The 17,128-nt window shown below is 41.5% G+C and carries 17 protein-coding genes and 1 pseudogene; 11 read left to right on the top strand and 7 right to left on the bottom strand.

Annotated features, from left to right (window positions below; translation table 11 throughout):
- From V7Z64_RS05735 to murC, 8 genes and pseudogenes are all read left to right on the top strand, one after another.
- Positions 1-503 (top strand): annotated as a pseudogene (locus V7Z64_RS05735) (peptidase M28); the annotation flags it as partial.
- A gap of 11 nt (positions 504-514) precedes the next feature.
- On the top strand, positions 515-1,036 hold the full coding sequence (locus V7Z64_RS05740) for a DUF84 family protein (protein ID WP_297991532.1): 522 nt from the start codon (positions 515-517) through the stop codon (positions 1,034-1,036).
- Positions 1,033-1,362 carry a thioredoxin family protein gene (locus V7Z64_RS05745; RefSeq protein ID WP_003398383.1) on the top strand — a complete coding sequence of 110 codons (330 nt, stop codon included), beginning with the start codon at positions 1,033-1,035 and terminating at the stop codon, positions 1,360-1,362. Before V7Z64_RS05740 ends, V7Z64_RS05745 begins: the two co-directional genes overlap by 4 nt.
- A complete protein-coding gene (locus V7Z64_RS05750; RefSeq protein ID WP_297991533.1) occupies positions 1,355-2,161 on the top strand; it encodes a DUF1444 domain-containing protein in 807 nt (268 codons plus the stop codon). Before V7Z64_RS05745 ends, V7Z64_RS05750 begins: the two co-directional genes overlap by 8 nt.
- Positions 2,158-2,763, top strand: coding sequence for a YtpR family tRNA-binding protein (ytpR, locus tag V7Z64_RS05755; protein ID WP_297991534.1), 606 nt, complete (start codon positions 2,158-2,160; stop codon positions 2,761-2,763). The genes V7Z64_RS05750 and ytpR overlap by 4 nt, the downstream gene beginning before the upstream one ends.
- 75 nt (positions 2,764-2,838) lie before the next feature.
- Complete coding sequence (locus V7Z64_RS05760) at positions 2,839-4,908, top strand: DNA translocase FtsK (protein WP_297991535.1); 2,070 nt, start codon at positions 2,839-2,841, stop codon at positions 4,906-4,908.
- A gap of 71 nt (positions 4,909-4,979) precedes the next feature.
- Positions 4,980-6,089 (top strand): nicotinate phosphoribosyltransferase, encoded by a 1,110-nt coding sequence (locus V7Z64_RS05765; protein ID WP_003398378.1) that lies wholly within the window; start codon positions 4,980-4,982, stop codon positions 6,087-6,089.
- Positions 6,090-6,250: 161 nt separating this feature from the next.
- A complete protein-coding gene (gene murC, locus V7Z64_RS05770; RefSeq protein WP_297991536.1) occupies positions 6,251-7,552 on the top strand; it encodes a UDP-N-acetylmuramate--L-alanine ligase in 1,302 nt (433 codons plus the stop codon).
- 12 nt (positions 7,553-7,564) lie between these two features.
- Here murC and ytxJ read toward each other — a convergent pair whose 3' ends face one another.
- From ytxJ to V7Z64_RS05785, 3 genes are read right to left on the bottom strand one after another with little or no spacing between them, the layout of a single operon-like run.
- Positions 7,565-7,894 carry a bacillithiol system redox-active protein YtxJ gene (ytxJ, locus tag V7Z64_RS05775; protein WP_297991540.1) on the bottom strand — a complete coding sequence of 110 codons (330 nt, stop codon included), beginning with the start codon at positions 7,892-7,894 and terminating at the stop codon, positions 7,565-7,567.
- Entirely contained in the window at positions 7,881-8,225 is a 345-nt protein-coding gene (locus V7Z64_RS05780; protein ID WP_297991542.1) for a YtxH domain-containing protein, read from the bottom strand. Before V7Z64_RS05780 ends, ytxJ begins: the two co-directional genes overlap by 14 nt.
- 12 nt (positions 8,226-8,237) lie before the next feature.
- Complete coding sequence (locus tag V7Z64_RS05785; protein WP_297991544.1) at positions 8,238-8,630, bottom strand: DUF948 domain-containing protein; 393 nt, start codon at positions 8,628-8,630, stop codon at positions 8,238-8,240.
- A gap of 132 nt (positions 8,631-8,762) precedes the next feature.
- Here V7Z64_RS05785 and V7Z64_RS05790 point away from each other — a divergent pair, with 132 nt between their 5' ends.
- Positions 8,763-9,878, top strand: a complete 1,116-nt coding sequence (locus V7Z64_RS05790; RefSeq protein ID WP_297991547.1) for an aminopeptidase — start codon at positions 8,763-8,765, stop codon at positions 9,876-9,878.
- A gap of 49 nt (positions 9,879-9,927) precedes the next feature.
- On the opposite strand, the gene V7Z64_RS05795 is transcribed toward V7Z64_RS05790, so the two are convergent.
- Positions 9,928-12,078, bottom strand: a complete 2,151-nt coding sequence (locus V7Z64_RS05795; protein WP_297991550.1) for a cell division protein FtsA — start codon at positions 12,076-12,078, stop codon at positions 9,928-9,930.
- 150 nt (positions 12,079-12,228) lie between these two features.
- Between V7Z64_RS05795 and V7Z64_RS05800 the strand changes: the two genes are divergently transcribed.
- Positions 12,229-13,311 (top strand): bifunctional 3-deoxy-7-phosphoheptulonate synthase/chorismate mutase, encoded by a 1,083-nt coding sequence (locus tag V7Z64_RS05800; protein WP_297991552.1) that lies wholly within the window; start codon positions 12,229-12,231, stop codon positions 13,309-13,311.
- A gap of 158 nt (positions 13,312-13,469) precedes the next feature.
- Positions 13,470-14,468: a catabolite control protein A gene (ccpA, locus tag V7Z64_RS05805; protein WP_297991554.1), complete on the top strand. Its 999-nt coding sequence runs from the start codon at positions 13,470-13,472 to the stop codon at positions 14,466-14,468.
- 72 nt (positions 14,469-14,540) lie between these two features.
- Here the strand turns inward: ccpA and V7Z64_RS05810 are convergent, their stop codons facing one another.
- From V7Z64_RS05810 to V7Z64_RS05820, 3 genes are read right to left on the bottom strand one after another with little or no spacing between them, the layout of a single operon-like run.
- Complete coding sequence (locus V7Z64_RS05810; RefSeq protein WP_297991557.1) at positions 14,541-15,713, bottom strand: acetoin utilization protein AcuC; 1,173 nt, start codon at positions 15,711-15,713, stop codon at positions 14,541-14,543.
- Positions 15,710-16,354 (bottom strand): acetoin utilization AcuB family protein, encoded by a 645-nt coding sequence (locus V7Z64_RS05815; RefSeq protein ID WP_297991560.1) that lies wholly within the window; start codon positions 16,352-16,354, stop codon positions 15,710-15,712. The genes V7Z64_RS05810 and V7Z64_RS05815 overlap by 4 nt, the downstream gene beginning before the upstream one ends.
- Positions 16,355-16,373: 19 nt before the next feature.
- Entirely contained in the window at positions 16,374-17,006 is a 633-nt protein-coding gene (locus tag V7Z64_RS05820) for a GNAT family N-acetyltransferase (RefSeq protein ID WP_003398366.1), read from the bottom strand.
- Between the last annotated feature and the right edge of the window lie 122 nt (positions 17,007-17,128).

A 17,128-nucleotide genomic window follows, 5' to 3' on the forward strand; every position in this document is an offset into this window, starting at 1 on the left:
TAAAAGAGTTAAAAGATGAAACGTTGCCGAATGTACTATATTCTGGAGCGACTGTTCAAGAGGAAGTAGGTCTCCGTGGGGCGCAAACGGCAGCAACAATGATCCAACCGGATATTTTCTTCGCATTAGATGCAAGCCCAGCAAACGATATGACAGGGGACGAAAAAGAGTTTGGGCATCTTGGCAAAGGCGCGCTTGTCCGCATTTATGATCGCACGATGATTACACATCGCGGCATGCGAGAGTTTATTTTAGATACAGCGGAAACGCATCGTATCCCTTATCAATATTTCGTTTCACCAGGCGGTGGGACGGATGCAGGAAGAGTGCATATGGCTAATAGCGGCGTCCCTTCAGCTGTCATTGGCGTTTGTGCCCGTTATATTCATACGCATGCTTCCATCGTTCACATAGATGATTATGCTGCGGCAAAGCAGTTACTTATCGAATTGGTGAAGCAATGTGATCGTTCTACAGTCGAAACAATTCGAAACAACGGCTAAGGGGAATGGGCGTGAAAGTTGCAGTCGGGACGAAAAATAAAACGAAAATAGAAGCAGTACGTGCTGTTTTTCCTATGAATGACATAGTTTGTTGTCAAGTACAGCTGAGCGTATCAAAGCAACCTTTCTCCGATGAAGAAACGTTGCAAGGGGCAATCGAGCGTGCGACATTAGCTGTTCTTCGTGAACAACAAGCGCATATCGGGATTGGTTTAGAAGGTGGCGTATTTGTTGCACAAGATGAGACGATTTGGTTATGCAATTGGGGGGCGCTCGTTGACCGAGATGGAGTCGTCGTTGTCGCAGGAGGGGCGCGCATTCCGTTGCCTGATGAAATCGGGATTCAATTGAAGCATGGAAAAGAATTGGCTGAAGTTATAGATGAATATGCAAATCGTCGCGATGTCCGTTCTAATGAAGGGGCGATTGGCATTTTGACAAACGGAACGCTCGATCGAACAAATATGTATACACATATTGTTCAAATGTTAAAAGGGCAATATGAGCATAAGAAAGGGTGGATAAATAGATGAAAATGATTGAAAGCATTGAGCAATACAATGAAGTCATTCAGCGTGGAAAAGTGATTATGATGTTTACGGCTGATTGGTGCCCAGATTGTCAAGTAATAAAACCAATTTTACCAGAAATTGAAGCGCAGTTTTCAGACTATACGTTTTATGCTGTTGATCGCGATCAGTTGCTCGATTTGTTTACGGAGCATAACGTATTTGGCATCCCGAGTTTTATTGCATATGAAAATGGACGAGAACGTGGACGGTTTGTGAGCAAAGATCGGAAAACAAAAGAAGAAATTGTAGCGTTTATTCAACAAAGTTTAGGTGGGCGCAATGAATAGTCGGCAAATAAGCGATCATATTCAACAGCGGCTATCTCATTATCCATGGGATTTTCGATGGGATCGGAAAAAAGATACGCTCCGAATTGAACATCGGGAAACGAAAAAAGGAGTGACGATCTCCTTGCCACCAATTATCGCAAAATGGGAAATTGAGAAAGAGCGTGCCATTGACGAAATCGTTTATTACGTCGAACAAACATTAACTGCATTACATGATCATTCGTCGTTACATGGAAAAGAAAAGCATATATATCCAGTCATTCGTTCTACCTCATTCCCGACAAAGACGAACGAAGGAACGATGTTTATTTATGACGAACATACGGCAGAAACGCGCATTTATTACGCTCTCGATTTAGGGACGACGTATCGGCTAATTGATGAACGTTTAGTCGAATCGGAACGATGGGATGTGCAACAATTAAAAGAAGTCGCGCGCTTTAACGTTCGCTCATTGCCGACGACGGTGAAAGAAGATCGTGTCGCCGGCAATACGTTTTACTTTTTGAACACAAACGATGGATATGATGCAAGTCGTATATTAAACGATGCTTTTTTGAAAAAGTTTGCTGAAAAAATAAAAGGAACGATGTTACTCGCTGTTCCTCATCAAGATGTACTCATTATTGCTGACATTGAAAATGAAATCGGCTATGATGTACTTGCGCAGTTGACAATGAGTTTTTTCGCGAGCGGCAGAGTGCCGATCACTGCGCTTTCGTTTTTATACGAAGAAGGACAACTTCAACCCATTTTTATTCTTGGAAAAAATCGTCGAAAGGATGAGAAACAATGAATGTATTTTACAATCGTGAAGGGATTGGCGATACGTTGCTTATTACGTTGAAAGCTGTTGATCCACAAGCACGTGCTTTTGAGAAAAAGGGAGATGTTGTGCGCATTTTTAATGAGCAGACAGGGGAAACGGTCGGCTACAATATTTTTCAAGCATCTACATACGGTGCATTTGAAGGAAATGGCGTCGTTGAATTAACAGAACAAGTGATTGTAACAATTAACGATATATTGAGAAAAAATGGCGTAAATGAACAAGTAACAGCTGATTTATCGCCAAAATTTGTCGTCGGTTATGTAAAAGAAAAAGAGAAACATCCGAATGCTGATAAACTAAGCGTTTGTCAAGTAGATGTTGGAAACGAAACGTTACAAATTGTATGTGGGGCTCCGAACGTAGCCGCAGGACAAAAAGTGGTTGTAGCAAAAGTCGGAGCGGTTATGCCAAGCGGTCTCGTCATTCAAGAAGCGGAATTGCGAGGAGTGAAGTCGTACGGAATGATTTGTTCTGCGCGCGAACTAGATTTACCGAACGCTCCTCAAGAGAAAGGCATTCTCGTTTTAAATGATGAATACGAAGTAGGGCAACCATTTTTCAGCTGACTTCCGTTGCGGCAGTCAGCTTTTTTTGTGGTAAAATAAAACCGAATGCACAAAGAAAGAAAGAGTGAGAATAAAATGGGCTTGTTAAAGGCATTACTTCGCTATTTATTCGGGGGGGATGATGGGACGAAAGAAAACCGTAAACATCCTCCGTCTATGCCGATGAACGAACATAAAGAAATTGAAGCAAAGGTCGTTTACGAATATCCGAAAGGAAAGTTTCGTTTTCCATTAATTCCAGATGAACCAAAGGAAAGCACATATGAACAAAAACAACCATCGCCACAAATCGTTTCGTTTGAACAAAAAACGTACCGCATAGAACGTATGCGCAACGAATCGCATGCATTTCGCCCAACCGATGTTCCGTCTCCTGTATTTGGTTATAGACGAATAGAACGTGTCGAACGAAAAAACGAAAATGAGGGAGTAGTCGAATTTGAACTCCCAGCTGTTGACGAAGTCGAAAAAGGGGAACGAGTGCATCTACAAGTAAGCGAATGTCCGAAGGAAGAGACGAACGATATGATACGACTAGAAAAACATGTACAGCAAGAGCAAAAACCGGACATACAAGAAGAAATCGAGCATGTTAATGAAAAAGATGAAGAAATGCCAGGGCAACAGCACAAAGAAGAACGGGTACGTCAGCGAAGCGGTGTACCGTATAACGTGATGATGTTGAAACAAGATCGAGAAAAGTGGAAGGAGCGGAAAGAAAAGCAAGCGTACGTATTTCCGTCGCTGTCGTTGTTACAACTTCCACTCATTCGCCACGAAGACGATGAGACATGGCTAAAAGAACAAGCTGAGCGTCTCAACGAAACGTTTAAAAATTTTAACGTTGGAGCAACAGTTGTTCACGTGACGCAAGGTCCGACGGTTACCCGTTTTGAAGTACAGCCAGAACTTGGTGTAAAAGTGAATAAAATTACGAATTTAGCGGACGATATTAAATTAAATTTAGCAGCTGTTGACATTCGTATGGAAGCACCTATTCCGGGGAAAAACACGATTGGGATCGAAGTGCCTAATCGCTCTAGCCGTCCGGTTTTCATTCGTGAAGTGTTACAAAGCGAAGCGTTTCAACAGTCAACCTCTCCATTGACGGTTGCGTTAGGATTAGATATTTCAGGTAAACCGATCGTAACCGATTTAAAAAAGATGCCACACGGATTGATTGCCGGTGCAACTGGATCGGGAAAAAGCGTATGTATGAATGCGGTGTTAGTCAGCTTGTTGTATAAAGCGACGCCACGTGATGTCAAGCTGCTCCTTATTGACCCGAAAATGGTCGAGCTTGCGCCATACAATCATATTCCACACTTAGTCAGCCCCGTTATCACAGATGCAAAGGCAGCAACAGCAGCGTTAAAATGGGCTGTATGTGAAATGGAGAGGAGATATGAGTTGTTTGCGCATACGGGTGTGCGTGACATCGTTCGTTATAATGAGTTAGTGCGAAAAGCACAAAAGCTAGAACAACATTTACCTTATATCGTTATTGTCATTGATGAATTAGCAGATTTAATGATGGTTGCGCCAGCTGATGTCGAGGAGGCAATTTGTCGCATCGCACAAAAAGCGCGAGCGTGTGGTATCCATTTGCTTGTTGCTACACAAAGACCATCTGTTGATGTCATTACCGGACTAATTAAGGCGAATATTCCAACGCGCATCGCCTTTTCCGTATCGTCACAAATTGATTCGCGCACGATCATCGATATGAATGGAGCAGAGAAATTACTCGGTCGCGGCGATATGTTATTTTTAGAAAATGGAACAGCGAAACCGATTCGTTTACAAGGCAATTTTGTGTCTGATGAGGAAATCGAGCGCGTCGTGTCCCATGTGCGTCAGCAAATGGAGCCGTCGTATTTATTTCAACATGATGAGCTGTTGCAACAACATACACAAGCTGATGAAGATGATGAACTGTTTTATGAAGCGTGTGAGTTTGTCGTTCAACAAGGTGGTGCCTCCACATCGAGCTTACAACGTCGTTTTCGTATCGGGTACAACCGAGCGGCTCGTTTAATTGAAATGATGGAGCAGCGTGGAATTGTATCGGCACCAAAAGGAAGCAAGCCGCGCGATGTGTTAATTAATGAACAAGATCTTGAACAACTACAAGACACGATTTAGATAGAGTAGTCGTGAAATAGAAAACATGCTATGCTAAATACGTGAAAACGATGGCTGAAGGGGAAAGCAAAATGAAAGAAATTGAATTGAAATTACAAGGGAAAATTAAACGGCTAACAAATAAAACGTTTAAATTTGATGAGCGTGTGCGAGATGGCTGGTTTTCAGCCGTATATTTTTTGAAGACGCGTGAAATCGTGAAAGAGTTTCGTCCGAATAACATTGTTACGATGCAATTTTTTCAAAAGGAACATGCTGTGTTATGCGGGACAGATGAAGTTATTGCATTGTTGCATACGTTTGCGGATGAGCCAGAAAAATTAGAAATTTATTCATTAAAAGACGGTGATAAAATTAGCCCATTTGAAACGGTGTTGACGATTACAGGTCCATATCAAAACTTCGGATATTTAGAAGGAATCATTGACGGTATTTTAGCACGCCGTACATCTGTCGCAACGAACGTATATAACGTTGTCAAAGCGGCAGCATTATCCGGCGTGCAAAAACCGATCATTTTTATGGGAGATCGTGATGATCATTTTATGATGCAAGCAGGTGATGGATACGCCGCTTTTATTGGCGGCTCAACTGCCCAAGCGACGCATGCGATGAACGAATGGTGGGGAAAACAAGGAATGGGAACGATGCCGCATGCGCTCATTCAATTGTTTGATGGCGATGTCGTTGCCGCGGCCAAGGCGTATCATGCGAAATATCCAGATGATGATTTAATTGTTCTCGTTGACTATAACAATGACTGTATTACAGACGCGTTAAAAGTGGCCCGCGAATTTGGGGATAAGTTAAAGGCCGTCCGCGTTGATACATCACGGACGATGATTGATCAATATTTTATTCGTCACCCAGAAGTGCTTGGAACATTTGATCCGCGCGGTGTTAATCCGCCACTTATTTTTGCTTTGCGGGAGGCGCTTGATCGTGAAGGATTTGAACATGTAAAAATTGTTGTAAGCGGCGGATTTAATGAGCAGCGCATTATTGAGTTTGAAAAACAAGGTGTGCCAGTCGATATGTATGGAGTGGGGAGCAGCTTGTTAAAAGTACATATCGGTTTTACGGGCGATAACGTGTTATTAAATGGAAAACATCAAGCGAAAGCCGGCCGGCGCTATCGGCCGAACCCACGACTTGAAAAAGTTGAGTATACGCCCCAGTAACGCGGAAAAACTGATAGAAGAACGTCTCTTCTATCAGTTTTTCTTATCATCGCGGTGAAACGATGGTATAATGAACGTTGTTACATAAGATGAAAAGAGCAAAACGAAATTTGTGTCATATACTGTTATATAGATCAACGATAGTTGGTGGAGGTTTTTTTATGACTATTTACCATTTTGTCGGTATTAAAGGAACTGGAATGAGTGCACTTGCTCAAGTGTTACACGATATGAAATGTGTCGTACAAGGTTCAGACTACGATAAACGATTTTTTACGCAAGAAGCTTTAGAAAAAAGAGGAATCCCTATTTTTCCGTTCAGCGCTGAAAATATTCAAAAAAATATGATCGTGATTGCAGGTAACGCATTTCCAGATACCCATGAAGAAATTGTAGCGGCGCGTGAACTTGGTGTACCGGTTATTCGTTATCATCAGTTTTTAGGTGAATTTTTGCAAAAATTCACTAGTATCGCTGTCACAGGTGCTCATGGAAAAACATCAACGACAGGGTTGCTTGCCCATGTCATGCAAGGAGCACAACCAACGTCATATTTGATCGGAGATGGTTCTGGAAAAGGAAGAGAAGGAAGTAAATATTTTGTCTTTGAAGCGTGTGAATATCGTCGTCACTTTCTAGCTTATTCTCCCGATTATGCCATTATGACGAACATTGATTTTGACCATCCTGATTACTTTGCTAATATTGAGGATGTATTCTCAGCATTTCAACAAATGGCGTGGCAAGTGAAAAAAGGGATCATTGCTTGTGGGGATGATGAATATTTACAAAAAATTCAAACTAAAGTTCCCGTCGTTTTCTATGGGTTTGGAGAAGATAATGATTTCCAAGCGCGCAATATTGTGAAGACGCCGGAAGGAACATCGTTTGACGTGTTTGTACGCCATACATTTTTTGCGTCTTTTCATATTCCGCGATATGGTGACCACAATGTACTTAATGCGCTTGCTGTCATTGCGCTCTGCCATTATGAAGAAATTGATGTTAGCATTATTCAAGAACGCTTGGCGAATTTCCCAGGGGTCAAACGCCGTTTTAACGAAAAGTTGTTTGGCACACAAGTGCTGATTGATGATTATGCTCACCATCCGACAGAAATACGGGCAACGATTGAGGCAGCAAGACAAAAGTATCCAGAACGTGAAATTGTTGCGATTTTCCAGCCGCACACGTATACAAGAACACAAACATTTTTACAACAGTTTGCGGAAAGTTTAACGCTTGCTGATGCTGTATATTTGTGCGATATTTTCGGATCAGCGCGGGAACATCAAGGAAAATTATCGATCGAAGATTTGCGTGCGAGAATTGATGGAGCAAAGCTATTGCATGAAGAACAAGTCGATATGTTGAAGCAGCATGAAAATGCTGTGCTCATTTTTATGGGGGCGGGCGATATTCAAAAATTTCAAGAGAAATATGAACAATCGGTTCACGTATAAGTAAAAAAGCAACTATGATGCGCTCATAGTTGCTTTTTTCATCTCCTCATACGTGACGTTCCAGTGTGAGGCATGCCATTGTGCACCCTGCTCAGTAATCCATAGTACTTGAGGGGATTCGTGTCTCACATGAAACATTTGTGCAATATGTTGCGACAATGGGCGAGCGTGTTGCACATATAAGTAATATGCAGGAATGTGTGGGAAATCGTTTGCAAACCGCTCAAACTCCTGCCATGCCCGATGGCTAATTGGACATGTTAGACTATGCTTCATCATGAAAAACGGACGGTTTGATAAACAGATTTGCTCAAACTGTTCGATTGTTTCAATTTTCTCCATATGCATCAGTTCCTCGATTAAGGCGTTTTTCTACATCATCAACTGCTTGTTCCGTTTCTTTTAACAACTGTTCCACATCCGATGAAGGGAGTGGGATAGGAATGGATGAAAACGGTTTTTGCTCCTCTTGCTCTATGCGGCTTGATTCGTTTTTTTGTTCGTTTATTGTTGAGTTTTTCATTTCGGATAAGTCATGTAATATTTGCTTGCCTCGAACAGTTGATTCATTCAATAGTTGTTTTCCTTTTTCGCTCGACAAAAATAATGCAGTTGCAGCGCCAGCAATGCCGCCAACAATAGCACCGAGTAGAAAAGAGTGATTTTTTGACATACAAACTCCTCCTTATTTTCGTCTTCCTTTCCATTTCGTCCATATTTCAATGAGTGTTTGTCCCCATTGAATCGCCTGTGTAATTTTTTTTTCATTTGTTGCTAACGTTTTTGATATCGAGTCGTTAAACGTTTGAACGGTTACACCTACTTGTTTGACCGCATCAAATACACCTTGCAAGCTTTCAGCTTTTTTATGCACATCATCTGCGAGCGCGTTCGTCTTATGTAGTAATTGTGCCGTTTCTTTTCCGATTTCATGCATTTGTTTTTCAACTTCTTCGACGGTTTTTGCTACGTGTTTTAACGTTGTTTGAAGAGTTTTCAACGTCTGGACGACATAAACGACTAAAATGAGGAAGGCGATCGCGATGAGTGCAACGCTGCTGTATAAAACGATGTTCATTGCAAAAAAACTCCTTTCTGTCTATCTTACTTTTCATTCGACAAAAAGAGAAAAAATCCTGCAAAAAACTCCAAATTTTTTGTGGATCGGTTACAATATACATGTACATATGATGGAATGGAGGAATACAAAATGAAAGACCCGCGTATTGAAAAGTTAGCAAAAAATTTAGTCCATTACTCGCTCCGTTTACAAAAAGGTGAAAAAGTATTAATTGAAAACTTCGGTTTACAGCGGGAACTTGTCATCGCTCTTGTGCGCGAGGCGTATGCTGTAGGCGCTTACCCGTTTGTGTCGTTAAAAGACCATCAAGTTGATCGCGCACTTTTGCTCGGTGCACAAGAAGAGCAGTTTAACATGATAGCTGAATTTGAAGCAAATGTTATGAAACAAATGGATGCCTACATCGGTTTACGTGCGGGCGATAACATCAATGAGTTTGCTGATGTGCCAGCTGACAAGATGAAAATTCACGGAAAAACAATTATGCAAAAAGTGCACCGTGACATTCGCGTACCGAAAACGAAATGGGTCGTGCTTCGCTATCCAAATCCGTCGATGGCGCAGCTTGCAAAAATGAGCACAGAGGCGTTTGAAGATTTTTATTTCAATGTATGTAACTTGGACTACGGAAAAATGGATAGAGCGATGGACGCGCTCGTTGAACTGATGGATAAAACTGACGAAGTGCGCATTACAGGGCCGGGTACAGATTTAACGTTCTCAATCAAAGATATCCCTGCAGTCAAATGTTCAGGTCAAATGAACATTCCAGATGGGGAAGTGTATACTGCTCCTGTGCGTGATTCGGTAAATGGTACAATTACATTTAATACACCATCCCCTTATCAAGGGTTTACGTTTGAGAACGTGAAATTAACGTTTAAAGATGGGAAAATTATTGAAGCAACCGCTAATGATACAGAGCGCATTAACCAAATTTTCGATACCGATGAAGGGGCGCGCTATATCGGTGAATTCGCGATCGGAGTCAATCCGTACATTCAACATCCGATGCAAGACATTTTGTTTGATGAAAAAATTGATGGTAGCTTCCACTTCACACCAGGTCAATGTTACGATGAAGCATACAACGGTAACCATTCCAACATTCATTGGGATATGGTTATGATTCAACGTCCAGAATATGGTGGTGGTGAAATTTACTTTGACGGCGTACTCATTCGTAAAGACGGTCGATTTGTTATCCCACAATTAGAGCCGTTAAATCCAGAAAACTTAAAATAAAAGAAAAAGCAACTATGGCGCGTTCATAGTTGCTTTTTTTACAATCCGCTTAGTTTTTCTTATCCCAGACAATTTCGAGTTGATCTCCTGGTGCGAGCGGTTCATAAAATGTTGTCGGTTCGCCGTTTTTAAGCAATGTAAACGTTGTTGAACCCCCGTGAGGAATAGCGATGTCGACATATTGAAATATATCTTGAAAAATGAAAGGTTCGATTTTTTGTTCATAGAATTGAAGTACGTCTCCATGTTGGACCGTATCGTTGTCGCTAAGCTCAACGCCGTCACGATAAAACGTGCCGATTTGTTTTGTTAACGTCAATGTTTCCCCATGAAATATAATTGGCATGGAATAATGCAGTTTCAGCTGTTTTGCTTCAGCAATTTGAACAATCGTTCGCTCGTTTTGTTTATGAACAACGATCGTGTCTCCATCTTCAAATGTGGCATAGCGTTGGCATTCGATTCCATTCCGATATATCGTTCCACCCCATTCAGGAAACGTGATTTTTTTTCCGTTCAATATGAATGTAAACGGTTCAAGTTGTTGGAGAAGATTCTCGTTTTTTGTTGCTTGTAAAAGTTGTTCAATCGTTTCAGGCATATGAACGACAATGTCATCTCGGTCACATAAAACGGTATCAAGAGAAACGTGTTCCCCGTTTCGTAATACAACAGGTTCAATCGTGTATCGTTGTCCATTAATTGTCACTTGTTTTGTCGGCAATGATTCAAGTAAGTCACGAAGCTGAATAGTCGCTTGTTTGCCGTCTCGTCCTTTTTCAACAACGATGTCGTCCCCGTTTGTAATCGGTGTATCAAATGTGGCTCGTTCCCCATTTTTCATTATGACAGGTGGTTCGCCATGCGTTCCTGGTATAGTAATCGTTTGCCCGTTTAACGTTACAACGCAAGCGAGGCCGGGTTTTCCATACAGTTTATGTAATTGAATGCCGACTGCTAATAGCGCATCGCCAATCGTCAGTTGTTTCATATCAAATAGGCGAATAGGCTGACCATTTACATGAACTGTTACGTATTGAATAGGCGTTTGCTTTGCAGCAATTGCAATTCCAATCGGAGTGACGAGTTCTGGTCGATGTTTCATCTCCTCACGGTCAATATGTAATTTTTGGATGGCGTCAATACCGCGAATAGCGACGCGATTTTCGGGGAGATGAAGCTTTTGAGCGAGCCGTTTTGGCAGTTCAGGCGTTAAGCTTCCTCCTCCAACGAGCATGACTGCTTTTGGTGGTTGATGATTGTTTAACCGCAAAATTTCTTTGCTGATCGCATCAGCGAGGCGATCAATTGCATCTGAAATCGTTGTAATCATTTGTTCTCGTGGTACTTCCGTTTCAAAGCCAAGAATGTCTGTAATCGTTATCGTTTCTTTTGTATGCAAGTCACGTTTCGCTTGTTCAGCAAGGGGAAAATCAAGTAAATACGCATCTGAAATGGCTTCTGTAATTTCATCTCCAGCCATCGGTACCATTCCGTAGGCGATGACTGTACCGAGATCGGTAATGGCGATATCAGATGTTCCTGCCCCGATATCGACGAGCGCTATATTTAATCGTCTCATAGTTGGAGGAATAAGTACGTTCAATGCAGCAATCGGTTCAAGTGTTAGCGCCTCCATTTCCAAATGGGCGCGATGTAGCGCGGCAAGAAGCGACTCAACGACAAGTTTCGGTAAAAATGTGGCGATGACTTCAACGCTCGCTTCCTCCCCTTGTTGATCAATTAAGTTGCCGATTTCTTCTCCGTCGATTTCGTATCGTGTGACGGAATAACCGACACAATAATAATGATGACTTTTTTCGATAGATGATTTTTCGGCCAACGTTGTTTGTGCTTGTTGAACAGCAGCAAGTTCTAGGTACGCTACATCCTCGTGTGTTAAAAGGGGCTTTCCTTTTATTGAAATAGTAATTTTTCCTTTTTCTGTTTTTAATGAGCGTCCTGCAGCTGCAACACATACACGGGTAAGAGGTCCGTGTCGTTCCTCTAATATTTTTTTTATATCGATAATGACCTTGGCAACAGCGAGTACATCGTGAATTTGCCCGTCAAGCATTGCCCGTTCTTCATGTTCTTTAATGACCATGTCCTCAACTTGATATTGCCCATCTGTTTCCTTTAAAATAATGCCAACTACTGAACGCGTCCCAATGTCTAGTGCAAAAATCAAGGTTCTCACCTTCTTTTTCGAAAATTAAAAAATTCTTTATCGCTTAAACGCGTTTTATAAATAAAGGGGTGACAACTTTATCCACTTCGTTTATAATAATCTCTAATTATATAGAAATGTACCACATTTTTTAGCTTATATAAAGAAAGGATGAGATGAATGAGCAAGGAACGATTAGATGAGCTGAGAGCGAAGGTTGATGAGCTAAATTTGCAGTTGTTAAAGTTAATTAATGAACGTGGGCGTCTCGTGCAAGAAATTGGGAAAATTAAAGACGCACAAGGCACGTATTTTTATGACCCTGTTCGCGAACGAAAAATGTTAGATTTGATTTTAGAACATAATGATGGGCCATTTGATACAGCGACATTGAAGCATATTTTTAAGGAGATTTTTAAAGCTGGTCTTGATTTGCAAGAAGACGATCATAAAAAAGCATTGCTCGTATCGCGAAAGAAGAAGCCAGAAAATACGATTGTCGACGTGAAAGGTGAAAAAATTGGTGATGGCAATCAATATTTTGTTATGGGACCGTGCGCGGTTGAAAGTTACGAACAAGTAGCGGAAGTAGCGCAAGCGATTAAACGACACGGGTTAAAATTGTTGCGCGGTGGAGCGTATAAGCCGCGTACATCGCCGTACGATTTCCAAGGACTTGGAGTCGAAGGATTAAAAATTTTAAAACGGGTAGCGGACGAGTTCGATTTAGCGGTCATTAGTGAAATCGTTACACCTGCAGATATTGAAAAAGCGCTCGATTACATTGATGTCATTCAAATTGGGGCGCGCAATATGCAAAACTTTGAGTTGTTAAAAGCAGCTGGTCAAGTGAATAAGCCGGTATTGTTAAAACGTGGGTTAGCTGCTACGATCGAAGAGTTTATCCATGCGGCAGAGTACATTATGTCACAAGGAAATGGTCAAATCATTTTATGTGAACGCGGAATTCGCACGTACGAAAAAGCGACGAGAAATACGCTTGATATTTCGGCCGTACCGATTTTGAAAAAGGAAACGCATTTGCCTGTGTTTGTCGACGTGACACATTCAACAGGACGCCGTGATTTGCTTTTACCTTGTGCCAAAGCTGCGCTTGCGATCGGAGCTGATGGGGTGATGGCAGAAGTGCATCCAGATCCAGCCGTTGCCCTATCTGATTCAGCGCAACAAATGGATATCGATCAATTCAATGAGTTTATGGAGGAATTGAAGTCGTTTCAAAAACAATTTGTAAAAGCATAACGAAGAGAAAAGCCGGTGAAGTGTTCACCGGCTTTTTCTTGTGATTTTACTCGTGAAAACGTTGCACTTAGGCAAGCATTTATCGTATGATATTTTTACATAAAATTGCGATTCACGACAGTTTTTGATATATAGAGCGTAAAAAAGGAGTGTATGTGATGAATGTAACAATTTATGATGTAGCAAGGGAAGCAAATGTGTCTATGGCGACCGTTTCACGTGTAGTTAACGGTAACCCGAACGTCAAGCCGTCAACACGAAAAAAAGTGTTGGAAGTTATTGAACGGCTTGGATATCGTCCAAACGCGGTAGCACGTGGATTAGCAAGCAAAAAGACGACAACGGTAGGCGTGATCATTCCTGATATTTCGAGTATTTTCTTTGCAGAAATGGCGCGCGGAATCGAAGATATTGCAACGATGTATAAATATAACATCATCTTAAGCAATTCTGATCAAAATAAAGAAAAAGAGTTACATTTATTAAATACGATGCTTGCGAAACAAGTTGATGGTATTTTATTTATGGGTGGCGACGTAACGGAAGAGCATGTCGAGCAATTTAAAAAATCGGATGTGCCGATTGTATTGGCAGCAACAATCGAAAAAAATCATATTATCCCATCTGTCAACATTGATTACGAACAAGCGGCTTACGATGCTGTTCATATGCTTATTGAAAAAGGACATCAACGAATTGCATATGTGACAGGTCCGTTAAATGATCCGATTAACGGGTTGAAGAAATTAGCTGGTTATCGCCTTGCCTTAGAAGAAGCGAATATTGCTTATGATGATGCGCTTGTTGTTGAAGGAGACTACACGTATGATTCTGGCATTGAAGCATATGAAAAGCTAACCGAACTTGCAGAGCATCCAACGGCGATATTTGTTGGAACAGATGAAATGGCTCTTGGGGTCATTCATGGCGCGCAAGATTGCGGTGTGCGCATTCCTAATGAATTAGAGGTTGTTGGTTTTGATAATACGCGCTTAGCAACAATGGTTCGCCCGAAGTTGACGACTGTTGTACAGCCGATGTATGATATTGGTGCTGTGGCGATGCGCCTATTAACGAAATATATGAATAAAGAACATGTTGACAATCATATTGTCGTGTTGCCGCATCGTATTGAATATCGCGATTCGACAAAATAGGCGGCGCGGCTAACTGTGCGTACGAACATAGAAAAGGGTGTTCTCTACTTTCGGAACACCCTTTTTATTTTGTTATAAGTTTAACCGTTGTTTATTGCTTCGGATTGGATGGAGTGCTTTCATAACAGTTTGGGCATTTTTTTCTGTAATTTCGGCCTTTCTCGGAATAGGTGGGTATAAGTCTTCCGGATCGTCCCACTCGAGTGGTAAAGAAACGGGAGCGTGACGTTGCCAGCGAGCGATCCATTCCTTCGGTAAAGCTCCAGAAATATCGGATTGTTCTGTCATTTCAAGCCATAATAATGCCCATGCACGCGGAACAACGCGCCAAATGTCATACCCTCCTCCCCCTACCGCAATCCAACGGCCGTTGCAATATTGGTGGGCGATTTGATGTGCGATTTTTGGAATTTCGCGATAAATGCGCATCGTTGCACACAAATGTGTTAATGGATCATAATAATGTGCATCCACTCCGTTTTGTGTTAAGATGACGTCCGGACGGAAAAAGTCAGCAATTTCGATTAGCGCTTCTGTGTATGCTGCTAACCACGACTCATCTTCTGTAAACGCATCAACTGGAATGTTGAACGAGTAGCCATATCCTTTTCCTTGTCCTCGTTCATTAACATTTCCTGTACCAGGGAATAAATAACGTCCTGTTTCATGAATAGAAAACGTGCATACATTTGGGTCATCGTAAAACGTCCATTGCACCCCATCGCCGTGATGGGCATCTGTGTCCACGTATAAAACGCGCACACCGTATTTTTCTTGCATATATTTAATGGCGACTGAGCTATCATTGTAGATACAAAAACCTGATGCTTTGCCTCGAAATCCATGATGGAGCCCTCCCCCCAAACTGAGCGCATGCTCAGCTTTGCCGGAAAGTACGTAATCAACTGCTGTTAATGTTCCGCCAACAAGAAGAGCGCTCGCTTCATGCATATTTGGAAAAATGGGTGTATCTTCTGTACCTAATCCATAATTGAGGGCAACTTCTTCTGGCAGTTGTCCTCTTCCGGCTTTTTTTACTGCTTCTATATAATGAGTATCATGAACAAGTGCTAGCTCTTCGTCTGTTGCTAGGCGTGGTGCTACAATTTGTGAATCATGAAGCGCGCCCAGCGTCTGTAACAAGTCGTACGTGAGTTTGACGCGCAGTTGGTTGAACGGATGGCGATCATGGAACTTGTATGTTTGGAATGCATCAGAATAAATAAATACGCTATTTTTGCTCATGATGAAACCCCCGGCAAGCTCGGCCATAAAACGTCGTATCCTTGTGCCTTTAAATCATGAATAATCGCCATCGGGTTCATCGTTTGAATACGAAAAACAAGTACTTTATACATTTCATTTTGATCAGGATAGACAAGGACGCTTGAAATATTGATGTTTCGTTTTTGGAAAATAGAAGCGACTTCACTTAACATTCCTGCTCGATTCGGTACTTTAATTTCGATTTGCGATCCAGGTTGGTGTGCCCCTGTCAGTTGCACAAGTGTGTACAACAAATCGCTTTCTGTAATGATGCCGACAAGTTTATTTTCTTTGACAATGGGCATACAGCTAATGCGATGTTCGTAAAACAAAGCCGCGACCTCTTCGACAAAATCAAGCGGATGTCCTGTAATGACGTTTGTTTTCATAATGGTGCTTAACGGTTTTTGCAAATCTTCCAGATGTTCATTCGCGTGGAAAATAGACGGGCTTGCATCGCGCAAGTCTCGATCGGTGACGATGCCGATGACATGTTGTTCATCATCGACAATAGGTAAGTGACGAATGTTTTTTTGCTTGACGATATTTAGCGCATCACCAATTGTGTTTGACGGCTTTAATGCGATAACATCCGTTTTCATCATTTGTTCGACAATCATTTCCCCATCCCCTTTGTTTTTAATACATGAAGCGGTTCATAAAGCGTAATTGGTCAAATTTTTGAATAGATTGCTGATCGACGCGTTTTCCGATTCGAGCCATTAAACAATTAGCTGGATGTGAACAAATTTCTGGATCGTCCGTTGCGTACCAGACGAGTCCGCCTGCGTTCATCATTTTCTCCATTACTTTTCGATATTCCCATACGTTTAAACCCGTTCGTTTTAAATCCCAATGCCAATAGTATTCCGTTGTAATAATGATGTAATCTTCCATCGCATCATCCATCATGGCAACTTTCAACAAATTTTTTCCGACACCGCAGCCTCGAAAGTCTGGGATAACTTCAATTGCACCAAGTTCGATTAAATTTTCCATCTTCCCTTGCGACCATCTTTCTAGCGGGTCAGGATATAAAAAAGTCACGTAGCCAACGATCGTATGACCGTGGCGAGCAATAATAATTCGTCCTTCTGGAAGGCCAGCAATTTCAATGAGCGCTTGATGTTGTTGATGTGGCTGACGAAATGCTGTTAAATCGTGATGAAATTCATAACTAGCTAGTTTTTCGGGAGAAATCGGCCCCTCAATAATTAACGTTCCTTTCGGTGTTTTTAACTGTTTTGCGTTATATGTTTTTTTATGCTCCATTGCCCCACCGCCTACTGAAATGATCTCATTTCAATTATACATAAAAAAATAAAAATTAAATCGTTTTCATAATAAACATAAATGAAAATTTTTTAAAAATTGAGAAATTGTTTATAGTATAA

This window comes from Anoxybacillus sp. (genome assembly GCF_036834105.1).
Taxonomy (GTDB): Bacteria; Bacillota; Bacilli; order Bacillales; family Anoxybacillaceae; genus Anoxybacillus.